Raw genomic sequence first — 18,767 nt, 5'->3', positions numbered from 1 at the left:
GCGACCGCGGTCGGCAGCGCGAACGGCAGGTCGACCATGGCGTCGACCACCCGCTTGCCGGGGAAACGATAGCGCACCAGCACCCAGGCGAGGATGACGCCGAAGATCAGGTTGATCACCGCGGCGACGAACGCCGTGCCGAAGGAGATCTTCAGCGCGTTGAGCGTGCGCGGATCGAGCGTCAGCGCCACGAACTCGGACCAGCCGAGCCCGCTGGCCCGGACCACCAGCCCCGACAGCGGAATCAACACGATCAGCACCAGCCAGCTCAGCGTGATCCCGAGCGACAGCCCAAACCCGGGCAAGACACTCGGCTCGCGAAACCGCCAGGGCGCAGTCTTCGTCGTATCCGTCAATGGCACTACCTTTGCAAAGCTCACGAGACGTAATGAACCGCATTTCCTGCCAATGGCCCGGCGCGGCGCGAAGCAAGACGCGCAGCCCGTTTGACCGGCTGCGCGTCCGAGGTTGTTCTTATTGGCCCGGCTTGTAGAGCTGATCGAAGACGCCGCCATCGCCAAAGAATTTCGGCTGGGCTTCCTTCCAGCCGCCGAAATCTTCGATGGTGACGAGCTTCAATTCGCCGAAGCGAGCGATATCAGCCGGGTCGGCCGCCGCCGGCTTGAACGGCCGGTAGTAGTGCTTGGCGGCGATCTTCTGGCCGGCATCGCTGTAGAGGTAGCCGAGATAGGCTTCCGCCACCTTGCGCGTGCCCTTGGCGTCGACATTGCCGTCGACGAGCGCCACCGGCGGTTCGGCCTTGATCGAGATCGACGGCGTAACGATCTCGAACTTGTCGGGCCCGAGCTCCTCGAGCGACAGATAGGCTTCGTTTTCCCAGGCGAGCAGGACGTCGCCGAGGCCGCGCTGCACGAAGGTCGTCGTCGCTCCGCGCGCACCGGTGTCGAGCACCGGAACGTGCTTGAAGAGTTCCGTCACATATTCCTGCGCCTTGGCGTCGTCACCGCCATTGGCGGCTCTGCCGTAGGCCCAAGCGGCCAAGAAGTTCCAACGTGCCCCGCCCGAAGTCTTCGGATTCGGCGTGATCACCTGGATGTCCGGTTTCACCAGATCGTTCCAGTCCTTGACGCCCTTGGGATTGCCCTTGCGCACCAGGAAGACGATCGTCGACGTGTAAGGCGCGCTGTTGTTTTCGAATTTCGACTTCCAGTCGGCCGGGATCTTGCCGGTTCCCTTGGCGATCGCGTCGATATCGGCTTCGAGCGCCAGCGTGACGACATCGGCCTGCAGGCCATCGATGACCGAGCGCGCCTGCTTGCCCGAGCCGCCATGCGACGTCTGGATCGTCACCGTTTCGCCGGTATCGGCCTTCCACTTCTCGGCAAAGGCAGCGTTGAAGTCCTTATAGAGTTCACGTGTCGGGTCATAGGACACGTTCAGGATCGTTGTGTCGGCAAACGCAACACTCGCAGCTCCCAGCTGCAGGCCTCCGAGCACAATTGCCAGTCCCACTATTCCGGTAATTCGTCCAAAGACCATCTCGACCTCCATTGGTTACCAGATAAAACTATCAATTTAATCGACTGCTACAACGCAAACCGATGATGCTGGAGGCGGCTATCGGGAAATGTCCTATCGTTCTCGCGGCTTTTTCAGGAACGGTTTGCCTGCAACCGTCCCATCGGGCCGCACCGGTCCGCCGGGACCATTAAATGGAGGGAGCGACGCCTATGTCCAGTGGACGCGCGTCGATTCTCCCTGCTGCTGCTGCTTGGCCGAAAGGTCCCTCAAGGACCCGTCAGCTCTGCATTTCAGGGCGAATGCGGGTACTCCCGGAGAGCACAGGCTTCTGCAGAAGGCAGGTCGCTACGTCTCTACAGCACGCGGCCGCGGGCGACGATTGGCCAGGTGTCCTTCAGCGTGCCGCCCTCGACGATATGGACGGCGTCGACCATGTTGGTCACGACGCAGGCGTGGTTGGGTACGATGCGGAGCTGGTCGCCGACCTTAAGGTTGATCGGGCCATCGGTGACGAGGCGGCCATGTTCTTCCGAGAGTTGGTCGATGCGGATGTCATCACGGCCGAGCACGTGACCGTAACCGGCAAGCCCGAGCAGGTCCGAGGTCAGCACCTTGCTGCCGGCATCAATGATCGCCCGGCTTTCGGAAGGCACCGAGACGACGGTCGCAAGCACCGTCAGGGCGCAATCGTCCCAGCCGGCAACGCCGCGCGAAACCAGCGAGCGATCGTTGTAGATGTATGTGCCCGGTCGATATTCACAGGCAACAGGGGCGCCGGCGGCGTGCATCATGCTCGGGGTGCCGCCCGAGGTGATGGCGGGCACGGCGATGTCGTCGGCTTCGATCAGTCGCTTCGCCTCACTCATGAAGGCCTGGACCTTCGCCTCGCCGTCGACCGGCGGATAGGTCATCAGGCCGCCGAAGACCAGCCCCGGCGCATCCGCGATCCGGCGGGCCAGCCTCGCGGCTTCTGCCGGCGTGCCAACGCCACAGCGATCGGCACCGGTGTTGCATTCGACAAGCACGCGAAGCGGCTTGTCCTTGCCCGCGAAAAAGCCCGCAAGCCCGTCGATGACAGTCTCATTGTCGGCGACGACGGCAAGCGCGACGCGGCCATTGAGCCGTTCCAGCCGAGCCATCTTGGCCTCGCCGAGAATGTTGTAGGTGATCAGCACGTCCTTGATCCGGTCGCTGCCCTCGACCATCGCTTCCGCCTCGGTGACCTTCTGGCAGGTGATGCCGACTGCGCCGGCCTCGAGCTGCAGTTCGGCCATCTGCGGCAGCTTGTGCGTCTTGATATGCGGACGCACGCGAATGCCATGCTCGTCGGCGTAGGCCTGGAAGCGCTCGATGTTGCGCTTGGCAACCTCGAGATCGACGAGAACGGCCGGCGTTTCGATCGGCAAGGGCATCACGGTCACTTCCTCTTCTCGCGCGGGACAATCTGTGATGAACGATTCTCACAAGAAGGAAAAGGCGTTGTCAAAGCAATCCGGGCCGTCGCCCGTAGCCAACCTCAGGCCTTCGCCAGCGACCGGCCGCTGTCGGGATCGAAGAGATGAAGGGCATCCGCCTCGACGGCGAAGGCGCGCTCTTCGCCCGAAAGAACCGAGCTGCGCGGCGGCAGGCACGCGGTGATGCGCTGCTCGCCGATCCGCGCCGTCGTCACGAGCTCGGGGCCGGTCAGTTCGACCACCTCGACACGGGCCTTGAACTGCGGCGCGGTCTCGCCGGCGGCGGCAAGCCGCAGCGCTTCCGGCCGAAGGCCGACCTTGACGCGCTGGCCATCCGAGACAACGCCCCGGAAGCGGGCCGGCAGGGTGATTGCCTGCCCGTCGCCGGCGATCTGCAACTCACCTCGCGCAACGGTCGCATCAAGGATGTTCATCGGCGGCGAGCCGACGAAGCCGGCGACATAGAGCGTCGCCGGCCGGTCGTAGATCTCTTCCGGCGTTCCGAGTTGCTCGATCCGCCCGTCGCGCATCACCGCGATCCGGGTCGCGAGCGTCATCGCCTCGATCTGGTCGTGGGTGACGTAGACGACCGTGGTCTTCAGCATCTGGTGCAGGCGCTTGAGCTCGGTGCGCATCTCCATGCGCAGCTTTGCGTCGAGGTTGGAGAGCGGTTCGTCGAAGAGGAAGACCTGCGGCTTGCGGACAAGCGCGCGGCCGATGGCGACGCGCTGGCGCTGACCGCCGGAAAGCTGGCTCGGCTTGCGGTCGAGCAGGTTCTCGATCTGCAGGAGCTTCGCCGTTTCCGCCACCGCCTTCTCGCGCTCGGCGGCCGGAACCTTGCGCATCTCCAGCCCGAAGCCGATGTTCCGCGCGACGCTCATGTTCGGGTAGAGCGCGTAGGACTGGAACACCATGGCGATGTCGCGGTCCTTGGGGTGGGCGCCGAGGATGGAGCGATCGCCGATCCGGATGTCGCCGCCGCTCGGCTCAGCAAGTCCGGCGATGATGTTGAGCAGGGTCGACTTGCCGCAGCCGGACGAACCGAGCAGCACCAGGAACTCGCCGCTCTCCAAGTCGATGTCGATGCCCTTCAGCGTCTCGATCTCGCCATAGCGCTTGTGAATGTTCTGAATGGCGAGAGCGCTCATGCGCCGGTCTCCTGAAGGTAGGACGAAAGCGGTTTGCCGTAGCTGCGCGGCAGGGTGGAAATCGCCTCGGAGGCGATGGCGACGCCGGTGCGAAGACAGGCTTCCAAAGGCATCTCGGCGGCAAGTGCCGCCAGGAACCCGGCATTGAAGACGTCGCCGGCGCCGATCGTATCGACCACGGAGACTGCGGGTGCGGCGGCCGACGAAAGACGGCCTTCCGCATCGATGGCGATCGCGCCATGGGGGCCGCGTTTGACGACGACGATCGCGCCTTCGGGCATGTATTTCCGGAGTTCGTGTGTTGCGGCGGTCGGGTCGGCAACGCCCGTCAGCGTCGTCGTCTCGACCTCGTTGAACAGCGCCAGCCGGCAACGCTTCAGCCAGCCGACGGTTGCCGTGCAGTTTGTCTGCGTCCAGCCGTCGAGCGGCCAGCCGGTGTCGAGGGCAACGGCTATGTCGTGCGCGTCTGTCCAGTCGAAGAAACGGTCATAGTCCGCGGTTAGCGCATCGGTGAGGAAGGCACCCGAAAGCAGCGCGTAGCCGCCGCGCAGCTTCTCGCCGTCAAGCATCGCTCGAACCTTCTTAAAACTCAAAAGCGGAAGATGTCCGCGCGTCGTGAAGAAGGTGCGCTCGCCATCGGGATGGGTGATGCCGACGGAGAGCGTGGTCCCGACATTTTCGACCGGCCAGGACTTGGATCGCTCGGGAAAAGCCTCCTTCAGCCAGGTTCCGAACTGGTCGTTGCCGACATTGGCGGCGATCACATAGTCGACGCCGAGCGAATTCCAGGCGAGCGCACTGTTGCCGGCGCAGCCGCCGACGCGCAGTTCGTCGTGATCGACGATGATTTCGGTGCCAGCCTTCGGCCAGGGGGCCGCCGGCCCGAGGATGAGGTCGACATTGGCGTTGCCGACCACGGCAAGAGGACGCATCGGCTATTCGCTCCGGGTGATCTTGGTCGAGCGCACGGGAGTGCCGGCATTCTCGACGCGGGCCGCCGCAAAGGCGATCATGAAGGACTGGGCGACCGGCAGCATGGCGAAAATCGCCGCCATGCCGGCGGCCGGTGCAAAGGAAACGGTGGTGACGCCTTCGATCGGCGCTTGGCCGGAGGCGTCGAAGACGATGACCGGCGAGCCGGCCCCGGCGGCGGAAACAGCCATGGCTTCGACGAGACCGGCGGTCGGATCGTTCGCCCGGAAGAGCACGACGCCAACCGACGGGCCGAGCATTTCCATCGGTCCGTGGCGGAGCTGGCCGCCTTCGAGCGAGAAGCAGGGCAGTCGCGAAAGCTCGGTCAGACCGAGGCCGATCGCTTCCGCGAGGCCCTGCAACCGGCGGCCCGACGTGACGACGGATCGGACGCCGCTCAACGCAGCAAGCGCTGCCGCCGCATCGGGCGATTGCGGATGTTCCAGTGCCTGAAGCGCTGCGGCCGGGTCGTCGCCAAGGGCAGCGAGAACGGCAAGATGCAGGGCGAAGCTGATCGACAGGCTGCGGGTGGCGGCAAAGGCTCTTTCCGTGCCTCCAACGCCGATGAGCGATGGTGCGTTCTTCGCGAGGAAGGAGCCACCTTCCAAGGTGAGGCCGAAGGTGTCCGGCGTTGCGCCATTGGTTTCGCTGAACCAGCGCAGCACTTCGGCGCTTTCGCCCGACTGCGAGGTCACCAGGATTGTCTTGTTCTCGATTGGAAGCGGCTGGCCGAGCTGTTCCGAGAGCGGCAGGGCAACGGCGTCGATGCCATGGGCGCGGTAGAGCGGCTCGACGGCGCGGCCGACGGCATGCGAACCGCCCATGCCGAGCAGCAGCAGCTTGCCCGTCGCCTCTAGCGAGGCGGCAATCTTCGTTGCAAGGGTGGTTGCCTGGTGGAAGGAGGCGATCGCATCCGAGGCCTGACGCGCCATTTCACGATCGATTGCGACGAGCCCGGCCGGGCGTTGCGTGGTGGTCATAGCCGTCATCCTTTGACGCCGCCGCTGGTCAGCCCGGAAATCAGGGCTCGCTGCATGAGGAGGCCGATCAGCACCGGGGGCAGGGCGGCGAGCACCCCGGCGGTTGCGATCAGTCCGTAGTCGGAGACACGGCCGCCGGCGAGATCGGCAATGGCGACCGTGAGCGTCTTGGCGCGCAGATCGGAGGTGAAGAGCAGCGCATAGAAGAATTCGTCCCAGGCGAGCAGGAAGGCGAAGAGCGCGGAAGTCGCCATGACCGGTGCCGCGAGCGGCAGGGTGATGAGCCGCAGGATCTGGTCGAGGCGGGCGCCATCGATCATCGCCGCGCTCTCGATCTCCCTGGGAATGGAATCGAAGCCGGATTTCAACAGCCAGGTGGTGAAGGGGGCCAAAATGGTGAGGTAGACAAGCGCCAGGCCGAACACGGAGTTCAAAAGGCCGAGATAGGCAAGACCCATGTAGAGCGGTACGGCCAGCGCCACCGGCGGCAGCATATAGGTGGCGATCACGCCATAGAGCGACCAGGAAACACTGGGCGTGCGAGATACCGCCCAGGCGGACGGTATGGCGACAGCGATCGCCGCCAGCGTCGCCATGCCGGCGACCTTGATGCTGTTGAACAGCGAAGCGGTAAAGGCGGCGCCGGCGCTGTTTTCCAGCGTCGACAACAGCAGGCGGTAGCGCGACAGGTCAATTTCGTCCGGCCACCAGTTGAGCGGCCTTGCGGAGAGATCGGCAGCCGAAGAGATGCTCATGACGAAGAGCCAGAGAATGGGGGCGAGGATGACCGCTGCCAGCAAGAGCGCCGAGGCGTAGACGAAGGTGGTGAACAGGTGGCTCTGGCGTTCCATTACGATGCTCCTGCGGCCTTGCGCACCAGTGCCGCATAGGCGACGGCCAGCACGGTCACGAGCAGCGTGACGATCAGTGCCAGCGAGGCGCCCGATCCGGCGCGCTGGAAGGAGAAGGCCTCCTGATAGACGAGGATCGACAGCGTGCGCGTGCTGTTGGCGGGGCCGCCGCGCGTCATCACCCAGATGATGTCGAACACTTTGAAGGCCTCGATCGTGCGCAGCACGAGGGCGACGAGCAGAGGCCCCGCCAGATAGGGCAGGATGACATAGCGGAAGCGATTGAAGGGGCCGGCGCCATCGACGAGCGAGGCGGCGGTGATATCGCGCGGCACGGCCTGGAGGGCCGCGAGTGCGATCAGGGCCACCAGCGGAAAGTTCTTCCAACAGTCGGCGATGATCAGCGCCGTCAGCGCGGAGCCGGGCTCGCCGAGCCAGGAGCGGTAGCTGTCGATCAGGCCGATCTGCGTCAAGGCGGCGTTGAGCGCGCCATACTCGGGATTATAGATCAGCCGCCAGAGTGTGGCGTTGACCACCGTCGGCAGCGCCCAGGGCAGGATCATCAGCGCCCGCAGTGCGGTGCGACCACGAAACTGTTGATTGAGCAGAAGGGCCGCCAGCACGCCGAGCACCATCTCGGCGGTGACCGAGACGACGGCGAACCAGGCCGTCGTCACGAAGGCGCGCTGGAAGTTCGAGCCGCCGAGCATCTTGGCATAGTTGTCGAAGCCGACGAATGTGCCTTCAGTGCCGACGAGTTTGGCGTCGGTGAAGGACAGCCTGACCGTATCGACCAACGGCCAGCCGATGACCGCAATCATGACCACCAGCAGTGGCAGCATGAGCAGCCATGCGCGCGTCGTTATCCAGGTGCCGGACATGGGGTGGAAACCTTCTCGGGCCCAGGGAGCCCCGTCATGCTATCGCACATTGCCTCGGATCGTAACCGACCCAAGCGAATGATGCGCCAAATCAAAGTGTTAAGGTCCTTGGACGCAAGCGTTAAACCGCCGAAGCGTCGCTTCCCGCGGTCCCCGGGCGGTTATCCGCCCGGGGCTTGGGAGGACGGCTCAAAGGCCGCTGTTTTCGGCCGCCGTCTTCAAGGCGTCCTCAGGTGAAGCCTGGCCGAGCAGCGCTTCCTGGATCGCCTGCTGAAGGGCAGTCGAAAGTTCCTGGTACTTTGGTGTCGTCGGGCGCGGATACATGGCCGCCAGGCCGCGCTTGGCGGCACCGATCAGTTCTTCCTGACCCTTGGTGACGCTCGCATCCTCGTAGGAAGAGGCCCAGATCGGCAGGCTGAGCTTGGCATAGGCATTCTGCGTCTGTTGCGAGGTCATGTGGACGATGTATTTCCAGGCCTCGTCCGGGTGCTTGCTGGTCGAGGTGACGCCGAGGCCCATCGAACCGTTGACGGCGGAAACCTCGCTCTTGCCGGCAACACCCGGCGCCGGCACGACGCCGACCTTGCCGGCAACCTTGCTTTCATTCGGATCGTTGGCAAGGTTGTACATGTAGGTCCAGTTCAGCGCGAAAGCGGCTTCGCCGTTCTGGAACACCTTGCGCACGTCCTCCTCCAGGAATTCCTTGGAGTTCGGATTGGTGAGGCCCGAAGAATAGCTCGTCACCATGTAGTTGAGCGCGTCGAGGCCGCCGCCCGACGTAAAGGCCGGCTTGCCGCCGTCGATGAACTTGCCGCCATAGGCGCTGACGAGGGTCGTGTAGTCGCAGATCGCGGCTTCGGCCTGCGACCAGCTCCAGGCGATCGGGGTTGCGAGCAGGCCCTTGTCCTTGATCACCTTCGCCTGTTCGGCAAGTTCGTCCCAGGTCTTCGGCGGCGCCTTGATGCCGGCCTTCTCCAGGATCTCCTTGTTGTAGAACAGGTATTTGGTGTCGAGGATCCAGGGCATGCCGTAGCGCTTGCCGTCATATTCGACGGTCGTCCACGCGCCGGGCAGCACGCCGGATTTCATCTCGTCGGTGATGCGGTCGGTGACGTCGACGAGCACCTTGTTGGTGGCGTATTCGGCCGGCCAGATCACATCGAAGAGCACGACGTCGTAGCCGCCGCCAGACCCCTGCGCCAGCACGGTCTTGTCGTGCAGCCCCTCATAGGGCACGAATTCGAGGTTCACCTTCACATCCGGATTGGCCTTGGTGAAGCCCTCCGTCATGGCGCGTACGTCCGCTTCGCTATAGGCAGCCTGGGCCATGAACAGCGCATTCAGCGTCGTTTCCGCATGCGCATGGCCGGCGAAGGAAACGCCGGCGAGGGTCGCGCAAAGCAGCGCGGTTCTTATCGATTTCAACATGATTACCTCCAGTAACTTGAGCGTTTCAGCTTCCTTCGACGCCTCTCTATGGTGCGCCGTATGCGAGAAGTCCGTCCGTTTCCGAGCGGCCGTCGACATATCCATCGGAGCGCCCGCAGCGGCCTTTGCCGCTGCCTTCGTTCCCCCGGAGCTCATTTCGGCTCCTATTAAGTCAATTGTCTTGACTTATTTTTTGTTCAATATTCTAACAGTGTCAAGAGGGGTTTGTGGTGGATGAATGATATGCGCCTAATCCGGGCGAAGAGCGGCACCAATCAGGAGGGAACCAGTGCGCACAACCGGCGTGTGATGATCGACGCCCTGCGCTTGAACGGTCAACTGTCCCGGGCCGAGCTTGCCCGCGCGACGGCGCTCACGAAGCAGACGGTCTCCAACATCATCGAGGACCTGGAGCGTGACGGGCTGGTCGAATCGCTTGAGGCGGTGCGCAACGGCCGCGGACAACCCTCGACACCCTATCGCCTGGTGCCGGAGGGTGCCTTTGCGATCGGACTGCAGATCGACCGGCATGTGACGCGGACCATCGCGGTCGATCTCGTCGGCCGCGTGCTTGCCCGCGGCGAGGCCAACCTGCCCGCCGGAGGACCGGCGACCGGGGTCCGGACGATCCTGGAACTGATCGAGAAGACCCGGCGCGATCTCACGGCGATCGCTCCGCAATCGGAAGACCGGCTCGTCGGCCTCGGGGCGGCAATGCCCGGTCCCTTCGGTATCGAAGCCGATGACGACGATACCTGGATGATGGCGGCCTGGCAGAATTTTCCGTTGCTCGAAACGCTTGCTGCCGGCACGGGACTCGATGTCGGCTTGCAGAACGATGCCGCAGCGGCTGCCACTGCCGAACGCATGGTTGGAGCTGCGCACGGCGTGGACCATGCCATCTGCATCTATCTCGGCTATGGCCTTGGCGCCGGGCTGATCCTCAACGGCGAGCTCTACCGCGGCGCCAATGGCAATGCCGGCGAGATCGGCATGATCCTCAGCCTGCCGCGGGGTGCGTCGCTGGACGAGCGTACGCCGCTCGAACACCGCGCCTCGATCGCTTCGCTCTGCAGGCTGCTCGACCTCGACCCCGCCGATCCCGAGCTATACGCCCATATCGATGCGGTTGCCGCCGGCTCGGACGAGCGGGTGCGGCGCTGGCTCGACGCGGCCGTCTTCGAACTGCGCGCCGCCGTGCAGGCGCTCGAAACGATCTTCGATCCGCAGACGGTGATCCTGTGCGGCGGGCTTCCACCGGGGCTCGCGCGTCTGCTCGTCGAGGCGATGATGCCGTTGCTGCCTTCGATCGCCGACCGGCGCGACCGCAGCCTCCCGCGATTGCAGATCGGTTTCACCGATCCCTGGGCGGTGGCGATCGGTGCCGCGGCAGAGCCGATCAGCCGCACTTTCGATCCGCGCTTCTCAGCAATCCTCAAGACCCGGGTCAGCGCCGCCCTATGACCACGGGTTTGCGGGCGATCAGGTTCGCGGCTCGTCCAGACGCGCCAGGTCCGCAAATTCGGAGGCGAGAAGGTCGAGCAGCGCGCGAACGGAAGGCAATAGGCCCGGCGCGACGGGAACGCGGCGTGGATGCTGCCGGCCTTTGGCCCCCAGTCCGGCAGCACATCGACCAGCGTGCCATCCTTCAGGTCCTGCCGGACCAATTTTGCTCGATCGGGACATTTCGACGGTCTGCCTGCCGGATGGCGCCGGAGCGTTGCGGGTGATTGCCGGGAGTTATGCCGGAGCGCATGGATCCGCCCGCAACTTCACGCCCGATCGCTGGGACCTGCGCCTGAAACGGCAAGCTTCGCTGGCTCTCGATCTCCCGGAGGGCCATTCGGCTGGCCTGGCGGTCCCGCGCGGCAATGTCCTCGTCAATCGCGGCTATCTCTTCGGGGAGGCAATTTGTTCTCTTCGGTCGTGACGGCGGCGGCGTTACACTGGACGTCAGCTCGGATGTGACGGCGCTCGTCCTTAGCGGCGAGCCGATCAACGAACCGGTCGCCATGGACGACCCCTTCATCATGAACACCGAGCAGGAAATCAGGCAGGCGATGACGGACTTTCAGTCCGGCCGCTTGGCAAGATCGCGAGCGCCTAGCGTCGGCTTAGCCTGCCAGGCGCCCGTGTCCCGGACCGACGCTCGGGCGGTCCTGCGGCGGGGACGATCCGCCGATCATCTCGGGCACTCGAAGGAAGGAAGACGACCATGACCAGTGAAGCAATTCGTGATCCTTCAAAGGATCATCTGCTGACCCCTGCCAATTCGACCTTCATCATCATTGACTACCAACCGGTCCAGGTGAACTCGATCGCTTCGATGGACCGGCAACTGCTGATCAACAACATCTGTGGCGCAGCCAAAGCCGCTGTCGTCTACGGGCTGCCGATCGTCCATTCGACGGTCAACGTGAAGACCGGGCTGAACAAGCCGCCGATCCCGCAAGTCAACCGGGTCTTGAAGGAGGTCCCGACCTACGACCGCACCTCGATCAATTCCTGGGAAGACGTCGAGTTCCGGCAAGCCGTGGAGAAGACCGGACGCAAGAAGTTGATCATGACAGCGCTCTGGACCGAAGCATGCCTGACATTTCCGGCGCTCGACGCGCTGAAGGCTGGCTACGAGGTCTATGTCCCGGTCGACGCGGTCGGCGGCACGTCCGTCGCCGCCCATGAGGCCGCATTGCGCCGGATCGAACAGGCGGGCGGCCAGATGATCAGCGTGCCACAGCTCTTCTGCGAACTGCAGCGTGACTGGCAGCGCAAGGAAACGGCGACCGCCTTCATGAATCTCTTCATCGAGACCGGCGGTACCGCCGGCATCCAGTTCTCTTACGACAAATCCGAATAACGAAAACCGCGGGCGCGGCTGACCGCCGCGCCCCAATCCAAACGCCGAAGCGTTCGTGTTCGGCGAACCCGAATGCGTGCCTGCGTTCCAACGCGGAGCAAGACCACGACACCTACAGACACCCACGGCGTTGTGTGCTTCGCTTTATCGATCAGCGCCGGTCGAGTTCCAGGATGGTCTGGAACAGAACCTCCGCGCCGCGGGCGCACTCTTCGGGCGCGGTATATTCCGCCTCGTTGTGCGAAAGACCGTCCTTGGAGGGCACAAAGATCATTGCGGTCGGCGTAATCGTCGCGATATGCGCCGCATCATGCCCGGCGCCGGATATGACGTCCGTGGCCGAATAGCTGAGTGCGTCTGCGCTGTGGCGCACGGCATCCACGATCGACGGATCGAAGACGACCGGCGCCTTCGACCAGACGCACTTCAGCTCGGCGTTAGCGCCCGCCTTGCGAACGGCATCCTGCAAAGCGGTTTCCATCCGGTCGAGGCCAGCCTCGGAGGGATGGCGCATGTCGATCTGGAGTCGAACGGAACCCGGCACGACGTTGCGCGAATTGGGGCCGACCTCGACGAAGCCGACGGTTCCGACGCCGGGGGGATTCTCTCGGGCGATGTCGCGCACGGCAAGCACGATTTCGGCGGCGGCAACGAGCGCATCGTCGCGCTGCGCCATCGGCGTGCTGCCCGCATGTGCCTCGGTTCCGGTGATGACGACATCAAACCAGCGCAGGCCCTGGATGCCAGTGACGACACCGATCTCGGTTGCGGACGCTTCGAGCAGCGGTCCCTGCTCGATATGGAGCTCGACATAGGCGGCTAAGGCGGTCGCTTCGAGCGTTCCTCTTCCGCGATAGCCGATCGCATCGAGGGCCGCGCCCACCGTGACGCCTTCGCGGTCGCTGAGGGCATGGGCTGCATCAAGCGAAAGCGCGTCGGCGAAGACGCCCGAACCCATCATCGCCGGCGAGAAGCGCGAGCCTTCCTCGTTCGTCCAGTTGACCACCGTCAGCGGACGGCGGAGCCGCGTGGAGGTTTCCTTGAGGGTGCGCAGGATCTCGACCCCAGCCAGCACGCCAAGGATGCCGTCGAACCGGCCGCCTTGCGGCTGGGTATCGAGATGGCTGCCGACGGCGATCGCCGGCAGCGCCATGTCCTCGCCCGGATAGGTCGCGAAGATGTTGCCGATGCCGTCGACTTCGACCGAGCAGCCGAGCGCCCGGCACTCGCCGACGAACCAGTCGCGGACCTGGCGATCCTCCTCGGTCAGCGTCAGGCGGGTGACCCCGCCCTTGTCGGTGCCGCCGAAACGGGCCGTCGTGACGATGTCGTTCCACAGCCTGTCGCCGTTTGTTGCCGGTGTGTTGATGCGCTTGGGCTGAGTGCGCAAGGCTTCGGCGCTCATTTCGGCTGCTCCGGAGCGTCCTTGTCGAACCGGTAGCGGAAGTCGCAATGGGTTGCGCCCTGCATCACCGTCTGGGTGCGTTCAAGCGTGATGCGTGGGTCGTAGCCGGTGCAGAAGACGCCGTCACGGTTGCAGGAAAGCAGGTGCCCGATATGGCCGAGCCCCATCTCGCGATAGGTCTCGGCGTAGCGACAGCGCTTCACATTGTAGTGGAACTCTTCGTCCGTCGCTTTCGTGACTTCGATCGTCAGTGCATCATCCTGGGTCCAGAGGTCCTGCAACTCCTGGAACGTGCGCAGATTGGTGCCGCCGGGTGTCTTTGCCGCAAAGGTCCGGCCGGCTTCGATCGCGGCCTTTGTGATCGCCTTGTCGAGGATTGCCTGCGCGCGCGCCTCGCCGATTTCCTCACGCATCGCCTCGTAGATCGGCGCGATGATGCCGGCCTCGATCCGGCGGCGTGCGAGAATACCGATTTCGCCGTCCATCGCCGCCCGCGACGTGGTTTCGGTGTTTTCTTTGTCCGTCTTTTCCATGGAATGCCTCCCTGTCTGCCACAGGGCAGAACAACGGGGGGAGGATACTACGGCGGTGATGCCTTTGTGTTGCAATTCTGTGCCGGAAGCGACTGATATGGTGCAAATATTTTGCGCGGATTTGCGCTTATGCCGGAATCAATCTCGCCGCCACCGGCGCCGAACGAGTAGGAGTCGCGTGATGTCCGTTCGTGACCGGCGAAACACAGATTTATGCGATCGGCTCTTGGACTGCAGGCAAGGTTCGAATTTACCGACGTAATCTCCGCGGGAAGGCGCCAGCGGGTAAGTACGCAACGGTTACGAAGGCGCGCGGACGCGTGTAACGGGGGCGCCGCATGGGGCTTCAGCGGCTCTTGCGCAAGGTGCTGTCGAACAGCGGGTTGAGCTCGGGCAATTCATCAGCCGCTTCGTCGTCGGAGAACTCTTCCAGCCAACGTCGCCGGGCCGACTTCAGTCCGCTTCGCAGACGGGTGAAATCGGAGCGCTCGTGTCCTGATTGCGCGATGCCGTAGCGGCTCTGCCGATGGCGAGCGAAGGCGCTTTGCGTCTTCGGATCGGCAAACCGATCCACCCATTTCGCAAGCGGCACGTTGCCGGTCTTGCGCGACCACTTATCGAGCGCCGATTCCAGCCGTGTCCTGTCATGGTCGCGGCAGGCATCGAGAACGTGTCGGAAGGCCGTCTCCTCTGAGTGCGCTTTGCGCAAGAGCGCCGCGCCGATCCAGGTTTCCAGCCGGCCGGCCAGATTGGCGGCAAGCTGGACCAGTAAGGCAAAAGCGAGGACGGCGGCCGCGGCAGCGGCCCACCACAGCCAGTCGATTGGTGCCTCGACGGGTGGCGGCGGGGGCGGCGCAAGGGCAATTTCCGTTGCCGGCGCTGCACCGACCACCACCTTCGCCCCGTCGACCTCGGCCGTTTCGGTCTTCCCGGTCGCGGGGCTGAACCATTCCAGTGTAATCGCCGCCAGCGAGAAGGTTCCCGGCGCGGCAAAGACATAGGTTGCGGCGTCCTTGCGCAGTCCGGCGGCAATATCGCCGCGCGGCGTGCGCTCCTCCGAGAGCACCGGATCGTGCCGATAAATCTTGACGCCCTCGGGCGCTTCGAAGGTCGGCTCGGGGATCATCATCGGCGCCAGGCCGGTCGCGCGGGTGGTGACTGTGCGCACCAGTGCGTCGCCTGCATGCAGGCCGGCGGCGTCCCGGTCGAATGTCTGCGTGATCGTTATTTTCCCGGCGGTGACACCGGGCGTACCGGCCGCCCCTCCGGGAACCGCAGCAACGGTAAATTTGAGCCGTGGTACCGCCACCCTGCCTTGTGTCGTCTGGCCGGGCAGGGCGGCATAGCCGAAGGGGATCACGATCGTCGGCAGGGCATAGTTGCCCGCTGCCTGAGGCGTGATCACAAAGGTCTTGCGGATGCCGGAGAAGGCCTCACCATCAACAGTCTCGTTGAGGTTCATGCCGCGGTCGTCGGGCATGGTGACCACCGCACCCGGAAGGTCGAACAAGGGGAACTGCGGCGGCGCCAGGAAATAGTTCGGCACGAAGACGTCGACGTCGATCTCTATCTGCTGCCCGGCATAGATCGTCCCCTCGGTTGCGAGCGTGGCGCGCGCGAAGGGGTTCGCGGCAAGTGCGTTGCCCACAAGCCAGAACGACAGGCCAACGAGCCAGACGAGCAGCCGAGGCAAATTGGACGAGGCGCTCACGGTGTCGCCTCCTTCGCCTCGATCGCAAATTTGCGTGCGAGCAGCGCAGCGGGCGAGACCTGGATGTTGCGCATCCACATGTCGGCCGTCTGCGGCTCACCCTGGATCGTCGCGTCCGTGCCCTTCTTGCCCTTGTCGTCAAACTGCACCTGATCGGGGTCGATGCCCGCCTGTTCCTGTTGCTCGTCCTGTTCCTGCTTGTCCTTGGCGACCTTGAAGTTTTCGGCAGCCGCCAGGTTCTGTTTCGCGTCGGGCCAGTCGGGGCGGCGTTTCAATGCCTGCTTATAGGCAGCGATCGCCTCTTCCGCCTTGCCGAGGTGCATGAGAGCGTTGCCCTGGTTGTAGTAGCTTTCGGCCGTATCGGTCTCGGCGAAGGCGTCGATCGCATCCTGGAAACGCCCGGCACGATAGAGCGCCGCCCCGCGCCAGTCGGGATTGGCGAACTTTTCGGTCGCGCCCGGGAAGTCGCCTTGCTCGAAGGCGCGACGGCCCTGCTGGTCCGGCGTCAGCCAGAGATCGAGGAATCGGTTATCGGCGGCCTGCGCCCGTTCGTTGCCCATGAACAGGGCGACGGCGAACAGGTAGACTGCCCAGCGCACGGTCCAGCCGCGCCGGAACCAGAACAGGCCGAAGACGGCGATCGGGATCGTCAGCCACCAGCCGGCATCGTGCCAGCGCGTCAGCCCCTCCGCGGTCTTTGCGGCGAAGTTGGTCTGGATGCGCCGGACGATCCAGCGCACGTCGGCATCGTCAGGCGTCACGGTCGCGACCTCGGCCTTGGACGCGGACTGCAGCGCCTTGAGGGCGTCGACATCGAGCTTGGAGCGAACATGACTGCCGGTCGCGTCGGTCAGGAACCCGCCGTCGGCGGTCTTCACCGGGCCACCTTCGGCCGTACCGATACCGAGCACCATCAGGGCATTGCGCCCCTGATATCGGCTGAACGCCTGGAAATCGGCGCGCTCGACCCCGTCGGTCATGAACAGGATCGTGCCGGGCACCGTTTCATAGGCCAGAGCCTTCTCGACTTCCTGCAGGGCCTTTGCCGTATCCTTGCCGTCGACCGGCATGATCTGAGGTGAGAGGGCGGCGAGATAGGTTTTGACCAGCGCTGTATCATCGCTCAGCGGCAGCACCATATGGGCGGAGCCGGCATAGGCGAAGAGCGCGGTGCGCGAACCCTTTCTGAGGCTGAGAATATCCAGGACCTTGAGCTTGGCGCGTTCGAGCCGCGTCGGGGAGATGTCGGTCGCGTTCATGGTCGGGTTGAGGTCGATGGCGATCGCCAGCGGCGCGGTGTCCTCGACGAAGGGCGGGCGCTCGCGCTGCCAGGTCGGACCGGCGACGGCGATGGCCGCAACGACGATCAACGCCGCCGTGACGTGCACGGGCTGGAAGCGCCGCTTGCCGCCTTTTTCGACCAGAAGGTGGTCGAGCAGATGCGGCGCGATCATGCCCTGCCATTGCGAGCGGACATCACCGCGCCGGCTGACGAGGTAGACGAGCAGAGGGGCGGCGACCAGCGCCAGCAGCCAGAACGGCCTCAGGAAGTGGAAATCCGAGATCATGGCGCTGCCTCCTGCCGTCGGCGGCGCTCGGTAAGCGAAGAGAGGAGCCACATGATGGTGTGGTAAGCGAGGACGATCAGAAGGGCTGCGCCAAGCGGGTAGTGGAACAGTTCGATGCGCGGCCGCCAGGATAGCGTCTTCTGATTGGCCGGCGTCAGCTGGTCGAGCAGTTCGTAGATGTTCTGCAGGCTTGCCTGGTCCTGGCCGAAGAAATAGCGGCCCTTCGTCGTCTCGGCGATGCCCTGGAGGGTTGCCGTATCGAGCTTCTGTTCGCCTTCCGCATTGGGGTCACCGATGCCGACGGTGTGGATCACCACTTGCCTGTCGGCGGCGATGCTGGCGGCCTTGTCGGGCGGCATCTTGCTGGCGGTGTCGTTGCCGTCGGTCAGGAGGATCATCACCTTGTCCGGCGCGGTACTGGCGTCGAACATCTTGATCGCGAGGCCGATCGCGTCGCCGACGGCGGTGCGCGGGCCGGCCATGCCGGGCAGGCTGTCGGACAGGATCAGCTTGACGGTCTCGTGGTCGAGCGTGAACGGCACCAGCGGATAGGGCGCATCGCCGAAGGCGATCAGGCCGAGGCGATCGTTCGGCCGGCGGTCGATGAAGCCGGCGACCACCTTGTGAACCGCCTCTGCCCGGGTCTGCAGTTCGCCGGAGGGAGCGCGAAAGTCCCGCGTGTCCATTGACTGCGAAAGATCGATCGCCAGCATCAGGTCGCGCTGGGGCTCGGTCTTCTCGATCGGCGGCTCGACATATTGCGGCCGCGCGAGCGCCAGCACGATCAGGGTCCAGCAGATCGGCGCAATCACCTTCTGGCCGAGATTGGTTCTCGGAACGACCGAACCTTCGGTCGGACCGAGATTTGCAGCGGCGGTAATGTCCTTGAAGAAAGGTATTCTGACGGCGGCCGACTGCTCGCGGTACGGCGGAAGCATCCACCAGACGAGGAAGGGCAGCGGCAGGAGGATCAGAACCCAGGCATGGTCAAGCACGTACATGGTGCGCCTCGATCCAGTGACGTGCCGCAGCGGCATAGGTCCGCGCTTCCGGCTCCGGAACCGCGCAAAGCGCCGCGCTGCCGCGATATTCGGCCTCTTCGAAAAAGCGCGCCGAGGCGATCGGAAACACGGGGCCGCCGGAATGGGCATCGAGGAAACCCGTCCAGCCCGTGCCGTGGAGCCCGGCTATCGTTTCGCGCGGCCAGAGTACCAAGGCGGTGCGCTTCAGGAGGACGGGCAGGGCGACAAGCGCTTCGCCGCGGGTGGTGGGGGCGGTCAGCCGTCCTTCGATTTCCTTGAGGTCAGCGAGCGCTTCGCGGCGGTAGCGATTGGTCTCCCAGCGCCGGTACCAGCGCCAGCAGGCGAAGGCGATCAGCAGGAGCACGACGCAACCGAGCACCGCCCAGGCCACGGTCTGCGGCATCATCGAGACGGGCTGAGGCATGGCGATGTCCGCGAGACCTCGAAGGCTTGCCTCGAGCAACGGATCTTTCGC

At 64.5% G+C, this 18,767-nt stretch carries 18 protein-coding genes and 1 pseudogene; 4 read left to right on the top strand and 15 right to left on the bottom strand.

Annotated elements, in window-relative coordinates; genetic code table 11:
• From AC0C6X_RS07255 to AC0C6X_RS07215, 9 genes and pseudogenes are all read right to left on the bottom strand, one after another.
• Positions 1-356, bottom strand: a pseudogene (locus tag AC0C6X_RS07255) (molybdate ABC transporter permease subunit); the annotation flags it as partial.
• A gap of 118 nt (positions 357-474) precedes the next feature.
• Complete coding sequence (locus AC0C6X_RS07250; RefSeq protein WP_376741675.1) at positions 475-1,512, bottom strand: sulfate ABC transporter substrate-binding protein; 1,038 nt, start codon at positions 1,510-1,512, stop codon at positions 475-477.
• 323 nt (positions 1,513-1,835) lie between these two features.
• On the bottom strand, positions 1,836-2,894 hold the full coding sequence (locus tag AC0C6X_RS07245) for a D-TA family PLP-dependent enzyme (protein WP_472952322.1): 1,059 nt from the start codon (positions 2,892-2,894) through the stop codon (positions 1,836-1,838).
• A gap of 104 nt (positions 2,895-2,998) precedes the next feature.
• Positions 2,999-4,084 (bottom strand): ABC transporter ATP-binding protein, encoded by a 1,086-nt coding sequence (locus tag AC0C6X_RS07240; RefSeq protein ID WP_247959524.1) that lies wholly within the window; start codon positions 4,082-4,084, stop codon positions 2,999-3,001.
• Positions 4,081-5,016 (bottom strand): PfkB family carbohydrate kinase, encoded by a 936-nt coding sequence (locus AC0C6X_RS07235; protein ID WP_472952321.1) that lies wholly within the window; start codon positions 5,014-5,016, stop codon positions 4,081-4,083. Before AC0C6X_RS07235 ends, AC0C6X_RS07240 begins: the two co-directional genes overlap by 4 nt.
• 3 nt (positions 5,017-5,019) lie before the next feature.
• Positions 5,020-6,045: an SIS domain-containing protein gene (locus tag AC0C6X_RS07230; protein ID WP_247959526.1), complete on the bottom strand. Its 1,026-nt coding sequence runs from the start codon at positions 6,043-6,045 to the stop codon at positions 5,020-5,022.
• Entirely contained in the window at positions 6,042-6,887 is an 846-nt protein-coding gene (locus AC0C6X_RS07225; protein ID WP_173518774.1) for a carbohydrate ABC transporter permease, read from the bottom strand. The genes AC0C6X_RS07230 and AC0C6X_RS07225 overlap by 4 nt, the downstream gene beginning before the upstream one ends.
• A complete protein-coding gene (locus tag AC0C6X_RS07220) occupies positions 6,887-7,768 on the bottom strand; it encodes a carbohydrate ABC transporter permease (RefSeq protein ID WP_173518773.1) in 882 nt (293 codons plus the stop codon). Before AC0C6X_RS07220 ends, AC0C6X_RS07225 begins: the two co-directional genes overlap by 1 nt.
• Before the next feature lie 189 nt (positions 7,769-7,957).
• On the bottom strand, positions 7,958-9,196 hold the full coding sequence (locus tag AC0C6X_RS07215) for an extracellular solute-binding protein (RefSeq protein ID WP_472952319.1): 1,239 nt from the start codon (positions 9,194-9,196) through the stop codon (positions 7,958-7,960).
• A gap of 234 nt (positions 9,197-9,430) precedes the next feature.
• Here AC0C6X_RS07215 and AC0C6X_RS07210 point away from each other — a divergent pair, with 234 nt between their 5' ends.
• The 4 genes from AC0C6X_RS07210 to AC0C6X_RS07195 all read left to right on the top strand — a co-directional run bounded on the left by AC0C6X_RS07210 (position 9,431) and on the right by AC0C6X_RS07195 (position 12,053).
• On the top strand, positions 9,431-10,660 hold the full coding sequence (locus AC0C6X_RS07210) for an ROK family transcriptional regulator (protein WP_247959528.1): 1,230 nt from the start codon (positions 9,431-9,433) through the stop codon (positions 10,658-10,660).
• 205 nt (positions 10,661-10,865) lie between these two features.
• On the top strand, positions 10,866-11,126 hold the full coding sequence (locus AC0C6X_RS07205) for a pirin family protein (protein WP_173518216.1): 261 nt from the start codon (positions 10,866-10,868) through the stop codon (positions 11,124-11,126).
• Entirely contained in the window at positions 11,068-11,415 is a 348-nt protein-coding gene (locus AC0C6X_RS07200) for a pirin-like C-terminal cupin domain-containing protein (RefSeq protein WP_173518770.1), read from the top strand. The genes AC0C6X_RS07205 and AC0C6X_RS07200 overlap by 59 nt, the downstream gene beginning before the upstream one ends.
• Positions 11,412-12,053: a hydrolase gene (locus AC0C6X_RS07195; RefSeq protein ID WP_173518769.1), complete on the top strand. Its 642-nt coding sequence runs from the start codon at positions 11,412-11,414 to the stop codon at positions 12,051-12,053. Before AC0C6X_RS07200 ends, AC0C6X_RS07195 begins: the two co-directional genes overlap by 4 nt.
• A gap of 151 nt (positions 12,054-12,204) precedes the next feature.
• On the opposite strand, the gene AC0C6X_RS07190 is transcribed toward AC0C6X_RS07195, so the two are convergent.
• From AC0C6X_RS07190 to AC0C6X_RS07165, 6 genes are all read right to left on the bottom strand, one after another.
• On the bottom strand, positions 12,205-13,458 hold the full coding sequence (locus AC0C6X_RS07190) for a Zn-dependent hydrolase (protein ID WP_173518768.1): 1,254 nt from the start codon (positions 13,456-13,458) through the stop codon (positions 12,205-12,207).
• Positions 13,455-13,991 (bottom strand): L-2-amino-thiazoline-4-carboxylic acid hydrolase, encoded by a 537-nt coding sequence (locus AC0C6X_RS07185; RefSeq protein WP_173518767.1) that lies wholly within the window; start codon positions 13,989-13,991, stop codon positions 13,455-13,457. Before AC0C6X_RS07185 ends, AC0C6X_RS07190 begins: the two co-directional genes overlap by 4 nt.
• Positions 13,992-14,337: 346 nt before the next feature.
• The gene (locus tag AC0C6X_RS07180) at positions 14,338-15,702 is read right to left on the bottom strand and encodes a BatD family protein (RefSeq protein WP_173518766.1); all 1,365 of its coding nucleotides are present in this window, start codon (positions 15,700-15,702) and stop codon (positions 14,338-14,340) included.
• Positions 15,699-17,270, bottom strand: coding sequence for a vWA domain-containing protein (locus AC0C6X_RS07175; protein WP_472952317.1), 1,572 nt, complete (start codon positions 17,268-17,270; stop codon positions 15,699-15,701). The genes AC0C6X_RS07180 and AC0C6X_RS07175 overlap by 4 nt, the downstream gene beginning before the upstream one ends.
• Positions 17,267-18,271, bottom strand: a complete 1,005-nt coding sequence (locus AC0C6X_RS07170; RefSeq protein ID WP_472952315.1) for a vWA domain-containing protein — start codon at positions 18,269-18,271, stop codon at positions 17,267-17,269. Before AC0C6X_RS07170 ends, AC0C6X_RS07175 begins: the two co-directional genes overlap by 4 nt.
• Positions 18,258-18,716 carry a DUF4381 domain-containing protein gene (locus tag AC0C6X_RS07165; RefSeq protein WP_246304496.1) on the bottom strand — a complete coding sequence of 153 codons (459 nt, stop codon included), beginning with the start codon at positions 18,714-18,716 and terminating at the stop codon, positions 18,258-18,260. Before AC0C6X_RS07165 ends, AC0C6X_RS07170 begins: the two co-directional genes overlap by 14 nt.
• Between the last annotated feature and the right edge of the window lie 51 nt (positions 18,717-18,767).

The sequence above is a fragment of the Ensifer sp. VA4 genome, from assembly GCF_055710065.1.
The sequence above is the reverse complement of the archived record's forward strand: the minus strand, read 5'-3'. Positions and strand labels throughout refer to the sequence as shown.